The 19,496-nt window shown below is 54.6% G+C and carries 19 protein-coding genes, 1 pseudogene and 1 riboswitch; of the genes and pseudogenes, 8 read left to right on the top strand and 12 right to left on the bottom strand.

Going from position 1 to position 19,496, the window contains the following annotated elements:
• Positions 1-55 precede the first annotated feature (55 nt).
• The 4 genes from WFM46_RS15935 (at position 56) to mntP (ending at position 3,184) form a co-directional block, all read left to right on the top strand.
• The gene (locus WFM46_RS15935) at positions 56-853 is read left to right on the top strand and encodes a PTS mannose/fructose/sorbose transporter subunit IIC (protein WP_103180025.1); all 798 of its coding nucleotides are present in this window, start codon (positions 56-58) and stop codon (positions 851-853) included.
• A 12-nt stretch (positions 854-865) separates the two neighbouring features.
• Complete coding sequence (locus tag WFM46_RS15930) at positions 866-1,717, top strand: PTS mannose transporter subunit IID (protein ID WP_168192027.1); 852 nt, start codon at positions 866-868, stop codon at positions 1,715-1,717.
• Between the two features lie 57 nt (positions 1,718-1,774).
• On the top strand, positions 1,775-2,233 hold the full coding sequence (locus WFM46_RS15925) for a DUF986 family protein (protein ID WP_103180027.1): 459 nt from the start codon (positions 1,775-1,777) through the stop codon (positions 2,231-2,233).
• Between the two features lie 197 nt (positions 2,234-2,430).
• Positions 2,431-2,539, top strand: a riboswitch (yybP-ykoY riboswitch).
• A gap of 81 nt (positions 2,540-2,620) precedes the next feature.
• Entirely contained in the window at positions 2,621-3,184 is a 564-nt protein-coding gene (gene mntP, locus WFM46_RS15920) for a manganese efflux pump MntP (RefSeq protein WP_139156373.1), read from the top strand.
• On the opposite strand, the gene rlmA is transcribed toward mntP, so the two are convergent.
• The 7 genes and pseudogenes from rlmA to mgrB form a co-directional block, all read right to left on the bottom strand.
• On the bottom strand, positions 3,181-3,996 hold the full coding sequence (gene rlmA / locus WFM46_RS15915) for a 23S rRNA (guanine(745)-N(1))-methyltransferase (protein WP_336997992.1): 816 nt from the start codon (positions 3,994-3,996) through the stop codon (positions 3,181-3,183). The genes mntP and rlmA overlap by 4 nt on opposite strands.
• Before the next feature lie 63 nt (positions 3,997-4,059).
• Entirely contained in the window at positions 4,060-5,778 is a 1,719-nt protein-coding gene (gene ftsI, locus WFM46_RS15910) for a peptidoglycan glycosyltransferase FtsI (RefSeq protein ID WP_103180030.1), read from the bottom strand.
• 219 nt (positions 5,779-5,997) lie between these two features.
• A complete protein-coding gene (cspE, locus tag WFM46_RS15905) occupies positions 5,998-6,207 on the bottom strand; it encodes a transcription antiterminator/RNA stability regulator CspE (RefSeq protein ID WP_001062678.1) in 210 nt (69 codons plus the stop codon).
• 12 nt (positions 6,208-6,219) lie between these two features.
• Positions 6,220-6,364, bottom strand: a pseudogene (locus tag WFM46_RS15900) (DUF2627 domain-containing protein).
• A 525-nt stretch (positions 6,365-6,889) separates the two neighbouring features.
• The gene (locus WFM46_RS15895; RefSeq protein WP_336997991.1) at positions 6,890-7,879 is read right to left on the bottom strand and encodes an MBL fold metallo-hydrolase; all 990 of its coding nucleotides are present in this window, start codon (positions 7,877-7,879) and stop codon (positions 6,890-6,892) included.
• 19 nt (positions 7,880-7,898) lie between these two features.
• Entirely contained in the window at positions 7,899-8,189 is a 291-nt protein-coding gene (locus WFM46_RS15890) for a YebO family protein (RefSeq protein ID WP_114386423.1), read from the bottom strand.
• Positions 8,190-8,262: 73 nt separating this feature from the next.
• Positions 8,263-8,406: a PhoP/PhoQ regulator MgrB gene (gene mgrB, locus WFM46_RS15885; RefSeq protein WP_103180034.1), complete on the bottom strand. Its 144-nt coding sequence runs from the start codon at positions 8,404-8,406 to the stop codon at positions 8,263-8,265.
• A 158-nt stretch (positions 8,407-8,564) separates the two neighbouring features.
• On the opposite strand from mgrB, the gene WFM46_RS15880 reads away from it, so the two are divergent.
• Positions 8,565-8,804: a YobH family protein gene (locus WFM46_RS15880; RefSeq protein WP_103180035.1), complete on the top strand. Its 240-nt coding sequence runs from the start codon at positions 8,565-8,567 to the stop codon at positions 8,802-8,804.
• 55 nt (positions 8,805-8,859) lie between these two features.
• Here the strand turns inward: WFM46_RS15880 and kdgR are convergent, their stop codons facing one another.
• Positions 8,860-9,651: a DNA-binding transcriptional regulator KdgR gene (kdgR, locus tag WFM46_RS15875; protein ID WP_039030796.1), complete on the bottom strand. Its 792-nt coding sequence runs from the start codon at positions 9,649-9,651 to the stop codon at positions 8,860-8,862.
• A 178-nt stretch (positions 9,652-9,829) separates the two neighbouring features.
• Here kdgR and WFM46_RS15870 point away from each other — a divergent pair, with 178 nt between their 5' ends.
• On the top strand, positions 9,830-11,203 hold the full coding sequence (locus WFM46_RS15870) for an MFS transporter (protein ID WP_336997990.1): 1,374 nt from the start codon (positions 9,830-9,832) through the stop codon (positions 11,201-11,203).
• Positions 11,204-11,250: 47 nt separating this feature from the next.
• On the opposite strand, the gene htpX is transcribed toward WFM46_RS15870, so the two are convergent.
• The 4 genes from htpX to WFM46_RS15850 all read right to left on the bottom strand — a co-directional run bounded on the left by htpX (position 11,251) and on the right by WFM46_RS15850 (position 15,674).
• Positions 11,251-12,132, bottom strand: a complete 882-nt coding sequence (gene htpX, locus WFM46_RS15865) for a protease HtpX (protein ID WP_103180037.1) — start codon at positions 12,130-12,132, stop codon at positions 11,251-11,253.
• 195 nt (positions 12,133-12,327) lie between these two features.
• Positions 12,328-14,376 carry a carboxy terminal-processing peptidase gene (gene prc, locus WFM46_RS15860; RefSeq protein ID WP_336997989.1) on the bottom strand — a complete coding sequence of 683 codons (2,049 nt, stop codon included), beginning with the start codon at positions 14,374-14,376 and terminating at the stop codon, positions 12,328-12,330.
• Positions 14,377-14,395: 19 nt separating this feature from the next.
• Positions 14,396-15,079 carry an RNA chaperone ProQ gene (gene proQ / locus WFM46_RS15855; protein ID WP_103180039.1) on the bottom strand — a complete coding sequence of 228 codons (684 nt, stop codon included), beginning with the start codon at positions 15,077-15,079 and terminating at the stop codon, positions 14,396-14,398.
• 97 nt (positions 15,080-15,176) lie between these two features.
• On the bottom strand, positions 15,177-15,674 hold the full coding sequence (locus WFM46_RS15850) for a GAF domain-containing protein (protein ID WP_114314642.1): 498 nt from the start codon (positions 15,672-15,674) through the stop codon (positions 15,177-15,179).
• Positions 15,675-15,805: 131 nt separating this feature from the next.
• Between WFM46_RS15850 and yebS the strand changes: the two genes are divergently transcribed.
• The gene (gene yebS, locus WFM46_RS15845) at positions 15,806-17,089 is read left to right on the top strand and encodes a membrane integrity lipid transport subunit YebS (RefSeq protein ID WP_336997988.1); all 1,284 of its coding nucleotides are present in this window, start codon (positions 15,806-15,808) and stop codon (positions 17,087-17,089) included.
• A partial coding sequence (locus tag WFM46_RS15840; protein ID WP_336997987.1) for a PqiB family protein occupies positions 17,058-19,496 on the top strand: 2,439 nt, incomplete at its 3' end. The genes yebS and WFM46_RS15840, both read left to right, overlap by 32 nt.

Here is a 19,496-nt window from a genome sequence, read left to right as displayed (position 1 = left end):
GGCGCTGGTTGACAAATTTCACACTTAAGTCTGTTAAAGCTATAGGAGAAGTACAATGGAGATTACCACTCTTCAGATTGTGCTGGTGTTCATCGTCGCGTGTATAGCGGGTATGGAATCCGTACTAGATGAATTTCAGTTTCACCGTCCGCTCGTCGCCTGTACGTTAATCGGCGCCGTTCTCGGCGATATGAAAACCGGTATCATCATCGGTGGTACCCTGGAAATGATCGCCCTGGGCTGGATGAACATCGGTGCGGCCGTTGCGCCGGATGCGGCTCTCGCCTCCATCATCTCTACCGTGCTGGTCATTGCCGGCCATCAAAATATCGGCGCCGGTATCGCGCTGGCTATCCCATTGGCTGCAGCAGGCCAGGTTCTGACCATCATCGTGCGTACTATCACCGTTGCATTCCAGCATGCGGCAGATAAGGCGGCGGAGAATGGCAACCTGACGGCGCTGTCGTGGATCCATGTCTCGTCCCTGTTCCTGCAGGCCATGCGTATCGCTATCCCGGCGGTTATCGTGGCAATCTCCGTCGGTACCAGTGAAGTCCAGGGCATGCTGAACGCCATTCCTGAAGTGGTCACCAGCGGTCTGAACATTGCAGGCGGCATGATCGTGGTCGTCGGTTATGCGATGGTCATCAACATGATGCGCGCAGGCTACCTGATGCCGTTCTTCTATCTCGGCTTCGTTACCGCGGCATTCACCAACTTCAACCTGGTGGCACTGGGTGTGATTGGTGCGGTAATGGCTATCCTCTACATCCAGCTCAGCCCGAAATATAACCGCGTAGCCGGTAGTGCACAGGTTGCTGGTAATAACGATCTCGATAACGAACTGGACTAGCAGGTGAGCGAAATGGTTGATATGACTAAAACTACCCCTCAGAAAAAACTGACTTCGGGTGATATTCGTGGCGTGTTCATCCGTTCAAACCTGTTCCAGGGTTCATGGAACTTCGAACGTATGCAGGCGCTGGGCTTCTGCTTCTCTATGGTACCGGCAATCAAACGTCTGTATCCCGAGAACAACGAAGCGCGTCGTCAGGCGATTAAACGTCACCTGGAATTCTTCAACACCCATCCTTACGTTGCAGCGCCGGTTCTGGGCGTAACGCTGGCGATGGAAGAGCAGCGTGCTAACGGCGCAGAGATTGACGATGGTGCCATCAACGGTATCAAAGTGGGTCTGATGGGGCCGCTGGCGGGCGTAGGTGACCCGATCTTCTGGGGTACCGTGCGTCCGGTCTTCGCCGCGCTCGGTGCGGGTATCGCCATGAGCGGCAGCCTGCTGGGTCCTCTGCTCTTCTTTATCCTGTTTAACGTGGTACGTCTGGCAACCCGTTACTACGGCGTGGCCTATGGCTACCGTAAGGGCGTGGATATCGTCCAGGATATGGGCGGCGGCTTCCTGCAGAAACTGACTGAGGGGGCGTCAATCCTCGGCCTGTTTGTCATGGGGGCGCTGGTTAACAAGTGGACGCACGTTAACATCCCGCTGGTGGTGTCAACCATCACCGGTCAGGATGGCCAGACCCGTGTGACCACCGTGCAAACCATTCTTGACCAGCTGATGCCGGGCCTGGTGCCGCTGCTGCTGACCTTTGCCTGTATGTGGCTGCTGCGTAAAAAGGTCAATGCGCTGTGGATCATCGTCGGCTTCTTCGTTATCGGTATCGTCGGTTACGCTATCGGTCTGCTGGGTCTGTAATTTTTTTGTGAATACACCGGGGGCATGAACGCCCCCGTTTTTTTATCCGGAGGATGAATGACGGTCACGGACATCGTACTGGTTGTCTTTATTGTTGCCCTTCTGGCGTATGCCCTCTACGACGAATTGATCATGCCCCGCCGCAACGGCGCGACGTTGCTCTCAATCCCCCTTCTGCGCCGCGGTCGCGTTGATGCCATCATCTTTACCGGTCTGCTGCTGATCCTTATCTATAACAACGTGATGAGCCAGGGGGCATTACTGACCACATGGTTATTATCTGCCCTGGCATTAATGGGGTTTTACCTGTTCTGGATCCGGGCGCCGAAAATAATCTTCAAATCCACTGGATTCTTTTTCGCCAATGTCTGGATAGAATATAACCGCATTAAAGAGATGAATTTATCAGAAGACGGCGTGCTGGTGATGCAATTAGAGCAGCGACGTTTGCTTATCCGGGTAAGAAATATTGACGATCTGGAGAAGATATACAAATTATTGGTTAAGACTCAATAAGATACAAAAATAGCACTGGCTATATTTCGCTATGCTTTTCACAGTGTTATATAGCCAAAGCTATATTATTACGCGACATTTACGGGCTATTATTAACGTTATCTTCACATCAATTTCTAAATGAAAATCGTTATCAAAAACTAATCTGAATAATACTCCCCTGTAGTTGTTTTATATTCTCAAAATATGTTAAGGTTGCGCCCGTCGTTGGGGAGTAGCCGATTTCCGGTTTACCGGAAATGTACGTGTCAACATACTCGTTGCAAAACGTGGCACGTACGGATTTTTCTGCACAGCAGAAGGATCAGGCGAGACCATAGACGCATCGACTGCTGTTTACTGGGGGCAGTGATGTGTCATATGGATATCCCCGGTCTGGACGCGCTGATGAACCTCTCTGCAACACTTCTCCTGGCCTTTGGCATGTCGATGGATGCATTCGCCGCTTCCATGGGCAAAGGCGCCACGCTGCATAAACCTAAGTTCTCTGAAGCCCTGCGTACCGGTCTTATCTTTGGTGCTATCGAAACCCTGACCCCGCTGATTGGCTGGGGGCTGGGGATGCTCGCCAGCCAGTTCGTGCTGGAGTGGAACCACTGGATCGCCTTTATACTTCTGACCTTCCTCGGCGGACGTATGGTTATCGAAGGCATTCGGAATGATGTCGAGGACGATGAGCCGATTCAGCGTCACGGCTTCTGGCTGCTGGTGACAACCGCTATAGCTACCAGTCTGGATGCGATGGCGGTCGGCGTCGGCCTGGCTTTCCTGCAGGTCAACATCATTGCCACCGCGCTGGCGATTGGCTGCGCGACCTTTATTATGTCTACCCTGGGCATGATGATTGGCCGTTTTATTGGCCCGCTGTTAGGGAAACGCGCCGAGATCCTCGGCGGTATCGTTTTGATCGGCATTGGCGCACAAATTATGTGGAGCCACTTCGCCGGTTAACTGACTCGCTGCCAGCAGTGGATACTAAAATCGGTCTGGCAGCTGAAATGCGTCTGTTTTGCCAGCGCCTCCCACACCTCCGGCTTTGCCCGCCATGCAAAAGGGGTCATCTGCAAAAGCGCTACCGCCTCTTTTCCAGTCAGTGACATGTTATAGGCCAGCGACAGCGCCTCTTTCAGGGCAAAACCCTCCAGCTGCTCCGAATGCGGCGCATGCAGCAGAACTTCACTGTAAATCAGCCCTTTCAGCTCCATCAGGTGACGCGGTCCTGGCGTCACGGTGATCACCCAGCCGCCCTCTTTTACCACCCGCGCCAGCTCCTCGCCTTTGCAGGGGGCGTAGATGCGGACTACCGCATCCATACTGTTCTCTTCAAAAGGCAGACGATGGCTGGAGGCCACACAGAACGTCACCTCTGAATAGCGTTTGGCCGCCGCGCGGATGGCAGATTTTGAGACATCCAGACCAAAGGTGGCCGCGCCCTTTTCCTGCGCGGTTTGGGCAAAGGCCGATGTGTAATAGCCTTCGCCACAGCCAATATCAAGCAACGAGGTCGCGCCATCCGGCAGCAAGGCCGCCAGCTTACCGGCTACCGCGTCACGCAGGGGCTGATAGTGCCCGGCATCGAGAAAGGCTCTGCGCGCCTGCATCATCTCTGCACTGTCGCCCGGATCGCGCGATCGCTTGTGCTGGACCGGCAGCAGATTGACATAGCCCTCTTTCGCCATATCGAACCGATGCCCCTGTGGGCAGGCGTAACTTTTATCCGTATGGGCGAGCGGCGCGTGGCAAAGAGGACAGCAGAATGTCATGGGAACTCCGGGCAATCATAAAGGGCGAAAGTGTACCGCTAATCGCCCTGCTATAAAACGGCCTTAACGCATTACGATGAGGTGGCTGGAATCGGCCGGGAGTCCATCCGGCTTGATGTTTTCAATACGCAGCACGTCACCCATAATCTGGCTGAATACCGGTGCCGAAACCGCCCCGCCGTAATAGGCGCCGTTTTGCGGATCGTTAATGACCACCGCCAGGGCAAATACAGGGCGGCTGGCCGGTGCGACGCCGGCGGTATAGGCCACATATTTGTCGACATAATTACCGCCATCGTCGATTTTCTTCGCGGTGCCGGTTTTCACCGCCACCCGGTAGTCACGCACCGCGGCTTTGATGCCGCCCCCACCCGGCAGGGCCACGCTTTCCATCATGTGCTCCACCTCCTGCACAATCGACGCGGGCATCACCTGGGTACCGATAACCGGCGGATCGATGCGGGTGATAGAGAGTGGACGCTCCAGGCCATAGCTGCCGATGGTGGCGTAGACGTGGGCGAGCTGCAACGGCGTGACCATCAGGCCGTAGCCGAAGGCAAAGGTGGCGCGATCGAGCTGGCTCCAGAATTTACGCTCCGGTAACAAGCCGCTGCTCTCCCCCGTCAATCCGAGACCGGTGGAACGACCAAAACCAAACCCGTGGTAGGTATCCAGCAGCCGCTGAATCGGCATCGCCAGCGACAGGCGCGACACACCCGTGTCGCTCGATTTTTGCAGAATGCCGGTCAGCGTCAGCTCCGGGTAGTAACCGACGTCGCGGATACGGTGTCCGGCCAGGGTATAAGGATGGGTGTCGATCACGCTGTCTGGCTGCACCAGCCCCTGCTGCAGGGCTGTCATTAGCACCAGCGGCTTAACGGTAGAACCGGGTTCAAAGGTGTCGCTGATGGCACGATTACGAAAATCATTCAGCGTGGCACCCTCGCGGTTATTGGGATTGAAATCCGGGTAGTTGGCCATCGCCAGGATCTCCCCAGTCTGGATGTTGATCAGCACCGCTGCCCCCGACTCCGCTTTATTCCAGGCGACAGCATTGTCCAGTGCATCTTCCGTAATCGTCTGCAGCCGTTCATCAATACTTAACTGGATGTTGTGCGCCGGAACGGGCGGTACTTCGGTAATATTTTCGATCACGCGTCCGTAGCGATCCTCACGTACGCGGCGCAGACCGGGTTTGCCGGTGAGCTGGGCATTAAAACTTTTCTCGATCCCTTCGATGCCCTGACCGTCGATATTGGTAAAGCCGATCAGGTTAGCTGCCACGTGTCCGGCCGGGTAAAAACGGCGCGACTCATCACGCAGGCTGATACCAGGCAGCCGGAGTTTAGCGATCCACTGGGCCTGAGCGGGATCCACCTGGCGGGCCAGATAGATAAAACGGCCATGTGGATTGCTGTTGATGCGCGCCGCAAGCGTGGGGAGCGACAGATGCAGCGCACTGGCTAATGCCTGCCAGCGCGTGTCAAAACCCACTCCCCCTTTTGCCAGCACCGTTTTCGGATCCGCCCACACGGCCCGCACCGGCACACTCACGGCCAGCGGTCTCCCCTCCCTGTCCATGATCATCCCTCTGGGGGCATTGATGGCGACCTCGCGCAGGGAGCGCATATCCTCCTGCTTAACCAGCGGATCGGGTTTAACGATCTGCAACCAGGCGACACGACCAAGAAGAAAGAGAAGGCTGCCTAAAATCACCAGACAGAGGAGAGCAAAACGTAACGGGGTGAAGTTTGCTGCGGGATTGACGGGTTTCTTTTTCACCAGGGCTCCAGGGCTGAGTAACAACGCCCTGATTTAACGGCAAATTTGAGCCGCGGGGGTGAAAACAATGCTAATACTCTCGCAGCTTTGAAACAAACTGCTAACAGCGACGCATGTGGTAACACTTTGAAAAATATCCATTAAAAAGCCCCGCACAGGCGAGGCTTTATATCTCTGCAACTGAAACGTCGTGACGCTTCAGATCAGGCAGGGGTTCGATCAGATAGCGGTTACGTTAACAGCAGCCGGACCTTTCTGGCCGTCCTGAATTTCGAACTCAACGTTCTGGCCTTCAGCCAGAGTTTTGAAGCCGTTACCCTGGATTGCAGAGAAATGTACGAATACATCTTTGCTGCCGTCAGCAGGAGTAATGAAACCAAAACCTTTAGACTCGTTGAACCACTTAACTTGACCTTTAATCTTTGCCATTTGCAAAATTCCTTAGAATGTTTTCTTAGCCCGTGGGCATTAACTGAGATAAAACTGAGACATTACTGCATGAGGCACTAATATAAGGTTCGGCAGAGAAGCGGTATTCAACGACAACGTGTTTACTCAGGACTTCTTTACTGAAAATGCCACACATAAACAGAACTGTACCTCGTTTGACCCAAACCGTGTTATCACATACAACTTAAATAATGGCAAGCCATTTTTAAAGGTGTCTCGATCAGCCGCACAAATTCCGAGACTGACTTGCCACAATCTGCACAGTAATGCACGTTCAGTGTATACCAGACCAAAATGTTGCCTGCCCAGTCGCTGTCAGGATAAGCGCTGTTATCAAAGACTTTTTTACATTAGCTCAATAACTTCATATCGTCCAGCAAGCGCGCCAGAATTTCTGTGGTCGCTATTTCATTTAGAACTTTTCGTGAAAAGTTATGCTGAATTGATCGTAACGACAAGGGATTGTTTCAGGAAAAAAACATTGTATATCGGTTCGCTTGTTTAAGTTATATACACCTAAACCGGTAATCCGCTATGCACCAAAATAATGATATTTTTATGAACCTGCCTCAAAAAAAGGCAATCAAAACGTTTCGATTAAAATAAAATATGATAACCGTCGATTTAATAAAAAATATTCGCTAATTGAACAAGTATTCGTTTACAAGGATAAATATTGACCAATGCGCAGCGGATGAAAGTTATCGCTGCGCGGGGATAACTCTGCCAGTGCCTGCGCGAGCTCTCTGACAGGCTCATCCAGTGATTCATCCGCCAGTTCAAAGACACCCCAGTGGATCGGGATCGCCAGCGGCATGCCCAGCTGTTGCCAGAGATTCACCGCCGCCTGCGGATCCATATGATGAATCGACATGAACCAACGTGGTGCATAGGCTCCGACAGGTATAGCGGCGGCATCCACTTTTCCCAGTCGCTCCGGAATGGTTAACAGTTCCGGGGTATAACCGGTATCGCCGCTAAACCAGAAGCGCTGCTGCTCGCTCTCAAAGACCCAGCCACACCATAACGAGCGATCGCGATCCCAGAGGCTACGCATGCTCCAGTGCTGTGCCGGCACGGCGGTAAACACCAGCCCTTCGAAAACATAGCTTTGCCACCAGTCCAGTTCAATAACCTGTTTCGCCCCGCGGCGGCGGCACCACGCCCCAAGACCTAAAGGCACAAAAAAGGTCAGCTGCGGAAAACGATGCACAAGCTGGCGCACCGTGGCCGAGTCCAGGTGATCGAAATGGTTATGGGAAATAACAACGGCATCAAGGACTGGAAGCGCCGCGACACTCATCACCGGAGGCGTTTTTCGTATCGGTCCGGCAAACAGCACCGGCGAGGCGCGCCGGGAAAAGACCGGATCGGTAAGGATATATTTTCCGTTCAGGCGTAGCAGCAGGCTGGCGTGGCCCAGCCACCAGACACCATCTTCTTCAAGGGTATTGAGCGTAACGGGTTGCCACCACTGGCGGATAAAGGCGTCATAGCCTTCTGAAGGGGGTTTTGGCAACCCAGCGGCTTTTCGCGCCTTGCGCCAGCGTTCAACATCGCCGGGTTGACGAACAGGGGCATCCGGATTGCGGAAACCCTGCGGGGTATGATGTGCAAGGGAGGGATTATACCAGGGATTACGCCAGGCCATACATACCTCCCCTGACCGATTAGCGTTCGGCTACCAGACGAATAAAGTCATCGTCCTGGCTCTTAGCCGTCTCTTCTGGCGCTTTTGGTACCTCTTTCTCTTCCGGCTCATTGGCTTCGCACAGGCGACGCAGCAGGACATTCTGTCGTTTCTGCAGGTCGACTAACTTCTCCAGCAGTTCGATCTGCTCGTTGGTACGGGAGCTCGCGCGATTGACAAAAAACCACAGCACCAGACCCGCAACCAGCAGTACGACCGAGATCGCCAGAGATGCCACGCTGAACATCCCGGAATTGACTAACTCACCCATTTCACTCCCCCATAAAAGCGCCTATTTTACCACTCGCGTTAAGGAAGGAAATCACTTGCGATAAAAATGACAACTACCAGGGGATAAACTTATTGATAGAACAAATACCGCTAAAGAACTGTACATCCTGGTCGCACATCACATTGATGGTCTGCGTCCAAAGTAATACACAGGCCACTAACACTAAGACCAGAATAACCCAGCGTATTTTCTTCACTCCACTCTCCGTACCGTAACTGCCTGATGCCAGGTTATCATGCGCAACTTAAACCATGCCTAACTGTAACGCGAAGGCGATGCTTTCGGAATCATATACTTGTTAAAGTAAGTGTATCGATTACGCTAAGCGGCAGTTATTCAAAAAATGAGGTAATGATGCGCTTTTTTATTCGCACATTGATTGTTATAGCACTGGTCTGGACGGGTATACTGCTCGCAGGCTACGGTGTCTTGATCGGCAGTAAAGAGAATGCGGGCGGGCTCGGGATCCAGTGCCAGTATCTCACCGCGCGCGGCGTCAGCACGGCGCAGTATATTCATTCAGACAGCGGTATTATCGGCCTCTCTCGCTGCCCGCTCCTGCGAAAGAGCGAGACAGTGATCGATAACGGCTGATCCCTTGCATAAAAAAACGCCGCCATAAGGCCGCGTTTTTTTATCGCGCTTTCAATCAGAACGGATAGTCGTTGTAACCCATCTGTTCAGAAATCTTACGCGCCGCTGTGTGCAGCATTTCAACATACTCGTGCAGATGCTCTTCAGAGAAACGCAGCGTCGGGAAGGAGATACTCAGGCCGGCAATGACCACACCGAAACGGTCAAATACCGGAACGCCGATGCAGCGCAAGCCTTCTTCCTGCTCCTGGTTATCTTCGCCATAACCTTGTTCACGGACTTTATCCAGCACCTGCAACAGCTCTTCGGTGGTGGTAATGGTGCGCTCAGTGCTGCGTTTGTACTCCACGTTCTCGAGGATCTGCTTCACTTCATCACGGTCGCGCCATGCCAGCAGAACTTTACCGATAGCGGTACTGTAGAGCGGGTTGCGGCGGCCAATGCGTGAGTACATACGCAGGTTATACATGGAATCAATTTTATGGATATAGACGATACTGTCTTCATCCAGCGCCCCCAGGTGCACCGTCTCTTTCGTCAGACGGGAGAGTTCGCGCATCTGAATATCCGCGCTGCGGATCAGATCGACGTTCTGCAGCGCACGAGCGCCCAGTTCAAATAACTTCAGGGTCAGGGAGTACTTTTCGGACTCGCCCTCCTGAGCAACATAACCCAGTGATTTCATGGTCTGTAAAAAGCGATAAACGGTGCTTTTTGACATCATTACACGCTGGGACAGCTCAGTAATACCGATTTCGCGCTCTTCACCAAGCGCCTGCAGGATGCCGAACACCTTTAACACGGATGAAACAGAATCTGGCTGTTTATCCAAATCCGCGATTGCCATTAATCACCTCAACGCAAGTGTTTTATAAAATTCAGAACCGGTTTTTATTATAAATTCGCTCCGGCTTTGCTGCAATCAATCCTGGCTTACCTGGTTACAAATCTGCGACACACAACAGAAATAACAGTGATAATATCCTTACCCTGTTAATAATAACCTCCAATGCTAATTAATTTTCATGACGACTCTCCCCAAAGACGGCCTGCCGCTGCCGCAACGTTATGGTGCCATTGCAACCATTATTATCGGTATTTCAATGGCTGTACTGGATGGCGCTATCGCCAATGTCGCCCTACCAACCATTGCCAGCGACCTGAATGCCTCCCCGGCCAGCTCAATCTGGATTGTTAACGCCTACCAGATAGCCATTGTTATCTCGCTGCTCTCGTTCTCGTTCCTCGGGGATATGTTTGGCTACCGCCGGGTTTATCAGTGCGGGCTGGCGGTATTTACGCTGACCTCCCTTTTCTGCGCCCTTTCAGATACGCTGCACATGCTGACGCTGGCGCGTATCATGCAGGGGTTCGGCGGTGCGGCGCTGATGAGTGTGAATACCGCGTTGATCCGTCTTATCTATCCTCAGCGACATCTGGGCCGGGGGATGGGGATCAACTCCTTTATTGTTGCCGTGTCGTCTGCGGCGGGCCCAACTATCGCCGCAGCGATCCTCTCGGTCGCGTCCTGGCAGTGGCTATTTTTAATTAACGTTCCACTTGGGATCGTGGCGTTGCTGTTCGCCCTGCGTTTTTTACCGGCCAACGGACCGAAAAGCAGCATGCCAAAATTCGATCTTCCGAGCGCGGTGATGAACGCCCTCACCTTTGGCCTGCTGATCACCGCCCTGAGCGGCTTCGCTCAGGGACAGTCGCTGATGCTGATTGCGGGCGAGGTCGTGGCGCTGCTGGTGGTAGGCTTCTTCTTCGTGCGTCGCCAGCTGGCACTGCCGGTGCCGTTACTGCCGGTAGATCTGCTGCGTATTCCGCTCTTCTCCCTCTCTATCTGCACCTCTATCTGCTCCTTCTGCGCACAGATGCTGGCGATGGTTTCTCTGCCCTTCTTCCTGCAAAGCGTGATTGGCCGCTCGGAAGTGGAAACGGGCCTGCTGTTAACGCCCTGGCCTCTGGCGACCATGGTAATGGCTCCGCTGGCGGGCCATCTGATTGAGCGGGTACATGCGGGGTTGCTGGGCGCGCTGGGACTGGTGGTGATGGCGACAGGTCTTTTCGCTCTCGCCCTGCTGCCTGCGGCACCTCACGATCTGGATATTATCTGGCGGATGGTGCTGTGCGGGGCGGGCTTTGGCCTGTTTCAGTCACCAAATAATCATACCATTGTTACGGCAGCGCCTCGCCACCGCAGCGGCGGCGCCAGTGGGATGCTGGGCACTGCCCGCCTGCTGGGACAGAGTACCGGCGCGGCACTGGTGGCATTAATGTTCAACCTGGCCGGACAAAGCGGCACGCATCTGGCGCTGTTGACCGCCGGTACGCTGGCTACCGTCGCGGCCATCATCAGCGGGTTGCGGGTGACCCAGCCTCATTCACAGGCATAAAAAAAGCGCGTCTTTGGACGCGCTTTTTTATTAGCAAACCGAGGCCGTTATTTCAGGTATTCACCGTTACGCAGCGCTGCGATACGCTTATCCAGCGGCGGGTGAGACATAAACAGCTCGCTCAGGGATTTTGATTTACCGTTGATGCAGAATGCCATCATGCTTGAGGCTTCCTGCGGTTCATAGCTGGTTTTCAGACGCTGCAGCGCAGCAATCATCTTCTCGCGTCCCACCAGTTTGGCTGAACCCGCATCGGCATGGAATTCACGGTGACGGGAGAACCACATGGTGATGATGCTTGCCAGAATACCAAATACCAGCTCCAGCACCATAGAGACCGCGAAGTAGATCAGCGGGTTACCGTTACTTGATTCGCCTTCCTCACGATCGCCCCCCATAAAGCCTGCGGCAATCTGGGCAATAATACGCGAGATAAAGATAACGAAGGTGTTCACAACACCCTGAATCAGGGTCATGGTCACCATATCGCCGTTCGCAATGTGGCTGATCTCGTGGGCGATAACCGCTTCGGCTTCATCACGGCTCATGTTCTGCAACAGGCCGGTACTCACCGCAACCAGAGAGGCATCGCGACGCGCGCCGGTGGCGAAGGCGTTGATATCCGGCGCGTGATAGATCGCCACCTGCGGCATGGCGATACCCGCCTGACGGGACTGGTTAGCAACGGTGGTCATCAACCACTGTTCCATATCGTTACGCGGTTGCTCAATAACCTCGCCGCCAACGGACTTAAGTGCCATCCACTTGGACATCAGCAGTGAGATAAAGGAGCCACCAAAACCAAACAGCAGCGCCATAATTAACAAACCCTGAACGCTGCTCGACTGAATTCCTGTCAGGCTGAGCACCAGCCCGAATACCACCATGACCGCCAGGTTGGTGAGCAGGAAGAGCGCGATTCGCATCATAATATTCTTTTAACCTCAGTTTAACAAAACGCACTATGCGATTACCCACATCGTATGGGTATTCCGTATATTTTCAAGGATTGCAGCGGCGTAAGTCACCAGAAAGACACAACTTTACACAATAAAAGGAATGCCTGACGGCAGGATGCGGTTAACAAAAAAACAGGCACAATTTCTTGTGCCTGTCAGGGGAGATTATTTAGCCGGAGCGGGATTCCCGGCTGGCTTATCTTTTTCCAGTTTCGCCAGATCGATAGCGATTTTTACCGTCTCATCAAGATAGGGATCCGGCTCCTGATAATCCTTCGGCAGGTCATCCAGTTTTTTGAGGGCTGGCTTTCCTTCGCGTTTGAAGCGGTCGTTGATCCGCGCCAGACGCGTTGCATCATCCTCTTCGTTCTCTTTCAGACGCTGCGCGTAGTTCAGAGAGACGATATTGCGTTTCGCCTTCAGGGCGTTAAAGCGGGCAATATCTTTGATGATGTACTGGAACTCAGGATCTTTGGCAATGCGATCGTCGTGCTGCTTCAGCAGCGCCGGACCAAACGGAGTCATGTCGCCCGACTTCACGAAGGTGGCAGCGTTTACGCTATCCCACGGCAACGCGTTATCTTCAAACTTCTCACCTGTTTCGGTCTCTTCGTTGCCCGTCGGCATGATGATATCCGGAGTCACGCCTTTACGCTGGGTACTGCCGCCATTCACGCGGTAGAACTTCTGAATGGTGTACTGCACCGAGCCCAGCGCTGGCCATTCCGGACGCAGCATCTGATCGTAAATGCGGTTCAGGGAGCGATACTGCTGTACCGTACCCTTACCGAAGGTCGGTTCGCCAACGATCAGCGCGCGGCCATAATCCTGCATGGCGGCAGCAAAGATCTCTGATGCCGAAGCACTGAAGCGATCGACCATCACCACCAGCGGCCCTTTGTAGTAGACAACGCCATCGGTATCCGCGTCTTCACGCACTTTACCGTTATTGTCGCGAACCTGTACCACCGGACCGGACGGGATAAACAGACCCGAAAGCGAAACCGCCTCGGTCAGGGCGCCGCCGCCGTTGCTACGCAGATCGATAATTACGCTCTTAACGTTCTGTTTTTCCAGTTTCTGCAGTTGGACTTTGACGTCGTCCGTCAGGCCCACATAGAAACCAGGAATATCCAGCACGCCAACCTTGTCTTTACCCACGGTTTTCACCGACATTTTCACCGCGCGATCTTCCAGACGGATGCGCTCGCGGGTCAGGGTAACGATACGGGTCTTGGTGCCCTTGCCCGCTGGCAGAATTTCCAGACGGACTTTACTGCCTTTCGGCCCTTTGATCAGGGCAACCACATCATCCAGACGCCAGCCGATGACATCGACCATGCTCTGACCAACCTGACCGACACCCACAATGCGATCGCCTACGCTTATCGCCTTGCTTTTGGCAGCCGGACCGCCGGCAACCATGGAGTTAATGACGGTGTAATCGTCGTCCATCTGCAGCACCGCGCCGATCCCTTCAAGGGAGAGGCTCATCTCGGTGTTGAACTGCTCGGTGTTGCGCGGAGAGAGATAGTTGGTATGCGGATCGATTTCGTGCGCGAAGGCGGTCATCGCCAGCGAGAAAACATCTTCACTGTTGGTCTGCGCCAGGCGACGAATAGCAAATTTGTAGCGGCGGATCAGCGTTTCGCGGATCTCTTTCTCATCCTTACCGGTGAGTTTGAGGCTCAGCTCGTCATACTTAACTTTGCTGTCCCACAGCTGATTCAGCTCGGCTTCATCTTTTGGCCACGGCGACTTGCTGCGGTCAAGATTAAAGGTGTCGTTACCCGTGAAGTCCATTGGACGTTCAAGCACCTTAAGCGCGTATTGATAGCGCTCAAAACGGCGTTTCTGCGACAGATTATACAGGTCGTAGAACAGGTCCAGCTTGCCGCTGCGTAACTCATCCCCGACCTGGGTCTGCTTTTTGGCAAATTGTTCGACATCGCTCGCCAGCAGGACGTTATGGCTGTAGTCCAGCAGGTTCAGATAGCGGTCGAAAATTTTTGTCGAAAAAGCCTGGTCGAGATCGAACTGACGATAGTGCGAACGGGTGAAGCGCGACGTGACGCGCTCACTCACCGTCGCGTGCTGAGTCTCTTCCTTCAGAACCGGAATCTGATCGACACGCGTAATCTCGTCCACAGCGAAAGCGTGGCCTGTTATCGCAAACAGGCCAGCCAGCGCGGTGAGCTTAAAAAATGTGTTCATGCCGGGCTTGGCCTCCGTTTTAGAACAACAAGTGTTCTGCGCGTACAATCATTGACAGACCAGAAGTCAGCTGTACACGAACGCCATCTTTGGTGATTTCCTGTACGGTGGCATCCATAGCATTGTTACCCGCTTTTACCTTCAGAGACTGACCGACGCTCAGGGCGTTAATGTCAGAAACCGGAGTGTGGCGCGGCTCTTCACGAGGCGCACGCGGGGCTTTTGCCGGTTGCTCAGCACGAGGCTTACGCTCGGTATTCTCTTTGCGACGCGGTGCAGGACGTGGCTTGCGCTCACGGCGAGGCGCTTCTTCCTGGCCATTGGCCGCAGCCGCTTCGCGTTTTTTCGCCTGCTGTTCAGCACGCTGAGCCTGAACGCGCGCTTTGGCTTCTTCAAGCTGCTTACGCGCATGCTCTACGTGCTGCTCGTCCAGCACGCCGCACGGGTTGCCGTCGAGGTCAACACGCGTTGCGCCCGCTTTAATACCGTAAAGGTAACGCCAGCTCGAAGTATAAAGACGTAAGGCGGAGCGGAGTTGGGTTTTGCTGAGGTTCATCTCACCTTCAACACGCTCTACCAGATCCTGAAAAATACCAATTTTCAGGGGACGAGCTTCGCCCTCGGCACTAAAACATTGAGGAAAACGTTCGGCCAAAAACGCGATAACTTCTTTACTGCTATTCAACTTAGGTTGATTTTCCATGAAATTTCCTGATTACAACGGACGTTGCCGACAAGCCGCAGGCATGAACAGGCGTCATTATAATGACGCCATCCGTAAATGCTACGTTATCCGTTGATTATCCTGCGACGCTCGCAAAGAATTTATGATAATCGGTCGCGGCGAGAACCTGTTCCAGATTCCCTACCAGCTCGCGCAGCCCCTGTTCGTCCTCGGGGGTAAAGCGATTAAAGACCGTGCTGTCGATGTCCAGAACACCAATAATCTGATTCTCCACAGTCAGTGGCAGCACGATTTCAGCGTTGCTGGCGCTGTCGCAGGCGATATGCCCGTCGAACGCATGAACGTCATCCACGCGCTGCACCTGGTTTTGCGCTACCGCCGTACCGCAAACCCCGCGCCCAACCGGGATACGGACGCAGGCCAGTTTGCCCTGAAACGGCCCCAGCACCAGCGTGTCGCCTTCCAGCAGATAAAAACCGGCCCAGTTCACATCGGACAGACGTTCAAAGAGTAACGCGCTGGTGTTCGCCAGGGTGGCCAGGAAACTGGTTTCACCTGCCATCAATGCCTGGAAATCGCGGTTTAAGTCCGCGTAGAATTCTGTTTTGTTCATTATTCAATCACTTGGTTGTCTTACAAAATTACAGCATAGCCTATTAAAATACGCATTATTTGCGTTCATGCTCAAGATGAATCAATTCATGAGTTAAGATAACTATTAACTATCCCTTTTTAGCGCGACCGATGGCTCTTAAATCACCGAAAATAATGCCGACGAAAAAGATCACTGTGCACACGGTCGGCGATGCGCTGCCTCGTGCACATTATCAGCGTTGCCCGCAATGCGATACGCTTTTTACGTTGCCAAAGATGAAATCATACCAAAGTGCTTTCTGCCCGCGCTGTAACGCAAAAATCCGCGATGGCCGCGACTGGTCGCTGACCCGGCTGGCGGCGATGGCTGTGACCATGATGCTGCTGATGCCCTTCGCCTGGAGCGAGCCCCTGCTTCAGCTGCACCTGCTGGGCGTGCGCATCGACGCGAATCTGTTGCAGGGGATCTGGCAGATGACCCGCCAGGGCGATCCCCTGACGGCCTCCATGGTGCTCTTCTGTACCGTCGGCGCGCCGGTGGTGCTGGTGGCGGCGATAGCCTATCTGTGGTTCGGCAATATTCTGGGTATGAACCTTCGCCCGGTGCTCCTGATGCTTGAGAAGCTCAAAGAGTGGGTGATGCTCGATATCTACCTGGTGGGGATCGTCGTGGCCTCAATCAAAGTGCAGGACTACGCTTATCTGCAGCCGGGCTCTGGCCTGTTCGCCTTTATCGCGCTGGTGATATTGAGCGTCCTGACCCTGATTCACCTCAACGTGGAGCAGCTCTGGGAGCGCTTCTACCCGCAGCGCCCCGCCACCCGCTACGATCCGGCACTGCGGGTCTGTCTGGGCTGCCACTATACCGGCCTGCCCGACGCGCGGGGCCGCTGTCCGCGCTGCCATATTCCCCTGCGCCTGCGGCGGCATAACAGCCTGCAGAAATGCTGGGCGGCGCTCATCGCCTCGCTGATATTTCTGATCCCGGCTAACCTGCTGCCGATTTCGGTGATTTATGTCAACGGCGCGCGGCAGGAGGATACCATTATGTCGGGCATCGTCTCGCTGGCCCACAGCAACATCGCCGTGGCTGCGATCGTCTTTATCGCCAGTATTCTGGTGCCCTTTACCAAAGTGGTGGTGATGTTTACTCTGCTCGTGAGCATTCATTTCAAATGTGAGCAGGGGCTGAGAACCCGCATACTGTTGTTGCGTTTCGTGACCTGGATTGGCCGCTGGTCAATGCTGGATCTGTTTGTTATTTCGTTGATGATGTCGCTGATCAATCGCGATCAGCTCCTTGCTTTTACTATGGGACCCGCAGCGTTCTATTTCGGCTCTGCGGTGATTTTGACTATTCTTGCAGTGGAATGGCTGGATAGCCGCTTACTTTGGGATGCACATGAGTCAGGAAACGCCAGCTCCGCCGACTGAAGCGCGAGTTAAAACAAAACGTCGTATTTCGCCATTCTGGTTATTGCCGGTTATCGCTCTGATGATAGCCGGCTGGTTAATCTGGACCAGCTACGAAGATCGCGGCAATACCATCACCATTGACTTCCAGAGCGCCGACGGCATCGTTGCAGGCCGAACGCCCGTCCGTTTTCAGGGGGTTGAGGTGGGCACCGTCCAGGATGTTTCCCTGGACAAGAACCTGAATAAAATTGAGGTTCGCGCCAGCATCAAATCCGATATGAAAGATGCCCTGCGCGATGAGACCCAGTTCTGGCTGGTTACGCCCAAAGCCTCGCTGGCGGGCGTCTCCGGGCTGGATGCGCTGGTCGGGGGTAACTATATCGGCATGATGCCGGGCAAAGGTGAGCCAAAGGATCACTTTACCGCCCTCGACACGCAGCCGAAATACCGGCTTAACAATGGCGATCTGATGATCCATCTGCATGCAGCGGATCTGGGCTCCTTAAACAGCGGCTCGGTGGTCTATTTCCGTAAGATCCCCGTTGGCCGCGTATATGACTACGCCATCACCCCTAACAAGCAGGGGGTGGTTATCGATGTGCTGATTGAGCGACGCTTTACCTCGCTGGTGAAAAAAGGCAGCCGGTTCTGGAACGTCTCCGGCGTGGATGCCGACCTGAGCCTGAGCGGGGCCAAAGTGAAGCTTGAGAGCCTGGCGGCGCTGGTGAACGGCGCAATCGCCTTCGATTCACCGGAAGGTTCTGAGCCCGCTACCCAGGAAGATGATTTCGGCCTGTATAAAGATCTGGCCCACAGCCAGCGCGGCGTGATTGTGAAGCTCACCCTCCCCTCGGCGGATGGCCTGAAGGAGGATTCCACCCCGCTGATGTACCAGGGGTTACAGGTCGGGCAGCTCACCAAAATGACGCTTAACCCTGGCGGGCTGGTGACCGGTGAGATGACCGTTGACCCCAGCGTGGTCGATCTGCTGCGTAAAAACACCCGCATAGAATTACGTACGCCGAAACTGACGCTCAGCAACCCCAGCGTCAGCAGCCTGCTGACCGGCAGTACGTTTGAGCTCATTCCCGGCGGCGGCGAACCGGTTAACCAGTTTGTCATCGCCCCGGCCGATAAGGCGCTGCTGCAAAAACCCGGCGTGCTGACCGTGACCCTCAACGCACCGGAAAGCTACGGCATCGACGCCGGCCAGCCGCTGATTCTGCACGGGGTGCAGATTGGCCAGGTGCTTGAGCGCAACTTAACCAGCAAAGGCGTCACCTTTGCGGTGGCGATTGATCCGCAGTACCGCGAGCTGGTGCATGGCGACAGTAAATTCGTGGTCAACAGCCGGGTGGACGTGAAAGTCGGACTCGACGGCGTCGAGTTCCTGGCGGCCAGCGCCAGCGAGTGGATCAGCGGCGGGATCCGTATCCTGCCGGGTGAGAAAGGCGCCATGCGCGACAGCTATCCGCTGTATGCCAATCTCGATAAAGCCCTGGAAAACAGCCTGAGCGATCTGCCGACCACCACCCTGACGCTGGTGGCCGACACCCTGCCGGATGTGCAGGCGGGCTCGGTGGTGCTGTATCGTAAATTCGAAGTGGGTGAAGTGATCCTGGTGCGCCCGCGCGCCAATGCCTTTGATATCGAACTGCATATCAAACCGGAATACCGCAAGCTGTTGACCAGCAACAGCGTGTTCTGGGCTGAGGGCGGGGCCAAAGTGCAGCTTAACGGCAGCGGCCTGACGGTGCAGGCCTCTCCGCTCTCCCGCGCCCTGCGCGGGGCCATCAGCTTCGACAACCTGAGCGGGGCCAGCGCCAGCCAGCGTAAAGGCGACAAGCGGATCCTCTATCCTTCTGAGACCGCAGCGCGTGCAGTCGGCAGTCAGATCACCCTGCATGCCTTTGACGCGGGCAAGCTCTCCGAAGGGATGCCGATACGCTATTTGGGGATCGATATCGGGCAGGTCCAGAGCCTGAAGCTGATCACCGCCCGCAATGAAGTGCAGGCCACGGCGGTGCTCTACCCGGAATATGTCGACAACTTCGCCCGCACCGGGACGCGCTTCTCGGTCATCACCCCGCAGATCTCCGCGGCGGGCGTTGAGCATCTCGATACCATTCTCCAGCCCTATATCAACGTGGAGCCCGGACAGGGTAAATCGCGCCGCGACTTCGAGCTGCAGGAGGCGACCATTACCGATTCACGCTATCTCGATGGCCTGAGCATTGTGGTGGAGGTCCCGGATGCAGCATCCCTTGATATCGGTACACCGGTGCTGTTCCGCGGTATGGAAGTGGGTACGGTCACCGGCCTGTCGCTGGGGACGCTCTCGGATCGGGTGATGGTAGCCCTGCGTATCAGCGATCGCTATCAGCACCTGGTGCGTAACAACTCCGTCTTCTGGCTGGCCTCCGGC

Origin of the sequence: Leclercia sp. M50, from assembly GCF_037150775.1 — a bacterium.
Taxonomy (GTDB): domain Bacteria; phylum Pseudomonadota; class Gammaproteobacteria; order Enterobacterales; family Enterobacteriaceae; genus Enterobacter.
The sequence above is the reverse complement of the archived record's forward strand: the minus strand, read 5'-3'. Positions and strand labels throughout refer to the sequence as shown.

Bases quoted from the DNA above. Each gene is read 5' to 3' on its own strand.
- WFM46_RS15935 (WP_103180025.1), top strand. From the start codon at position 56: ATGGAGATTACCACTCTTCAGATTGTGCTGGTGTTCATCGTCGCGTGT.
- WFM46_RS15930 (WP_168192027.1), top strand. From the start codon at position 866: ATGGTTGATATGACTAAAACTACCCCTCAGAAAAAACTGACTTCGGGT.
- WFM46_RS15925 (WP_103180027.1), top strand. From the start codon at position 1,775: ATGACGGTCACGGACATCGTACTGGTTGTCTTTATTGTTGCCCTTCTG.
- mntP (WP_139156373.1), top strand. From the start codon at position 2,621: ATGAACCTCTCTGCAACACTTCTCCTGGCCTTTGGCATGTCGATGGAT.
- rlmA (WP_336997992.1), bottom strand. From the start codon at position 3,996: ATGACATTCTGCTGTCCTCTTTGCCACGCGCCGCTCGCCCATACGGAT.
- cspE (WP_001062678.1), bottom strand. From the start codon at position 6,207: ATGGCAAAGATTAAAGGTCAAGTTAAGTGGTTCAACGAGTCTAAAGGT.
- WFM46_RS15895 (WP_336997991.1), bottom strand. From the start codon at position 7,879: ATGGCCTGGCGTAATCCCTGGTATAATCCCTCCCTTGCACATCATACC.
- WFM46_RS15890 (WP_114386423.1), bottom strand. From the start codon at position 8,189: ATGGGTGAGTTAGTCAATTCCGGGATGTTCAGCGTGGCATCTCTGGCG.
- WFM46_RS15880 (WP_103180035.1), top strand. From the start codon at position 8,565: ATGCGCTTTTTTATTCGCACATTGATTGTTATAGCACTGGTCTGGACG.
- kdgR (WP_039030796.1), bottom strand. From the start codon at position 9,651: ATGGCAATCGCGGATTTGGATAAACAGCCAGATTCTGTTTCATCCGTG.
- WFM46_RS15870 (WP_336997990.1), top strand. From the start codon at position 9,830: ATGACGACTCTCCCCAAAGACGGCCTGCCGCTGCCGCAACGTTATGGT.
- htpX (WP_103180037.1), bottom strand. From the start codon at position 12,132: ATGATGCGAATCGCGCTCTTCCTGCTCACCAACCTGGCGGTCATGGTG.
- prc (WP_336997989.1), bottom strand. From the start codon at position 14,376: ATGAACACATTTTTTAAGCTCACCGCGCTGGCTGGCCTGTTTGCGATA.
- proQ (WP_103180039.1), bottom strand. From the start codon at position 15,079: ATGGAAAATCAACCTAAGTTGAATAGCAGTAAAGAAGTTATCGCGTTT.
- WFM46_RS15850 (WP_114314642.1), bottom strand. From the start codon at position 15,674: ATGAACAAAACAGAATTCTACGCGGACTTAAACCGCGATTTCCAGGCA.
- yebS (WP_336997988.1), top strand. From the start codon at position 15,806: ATGGCTCTTAAATCACCGAAAATAATGCCGACGAAAAAGATCACTGTG.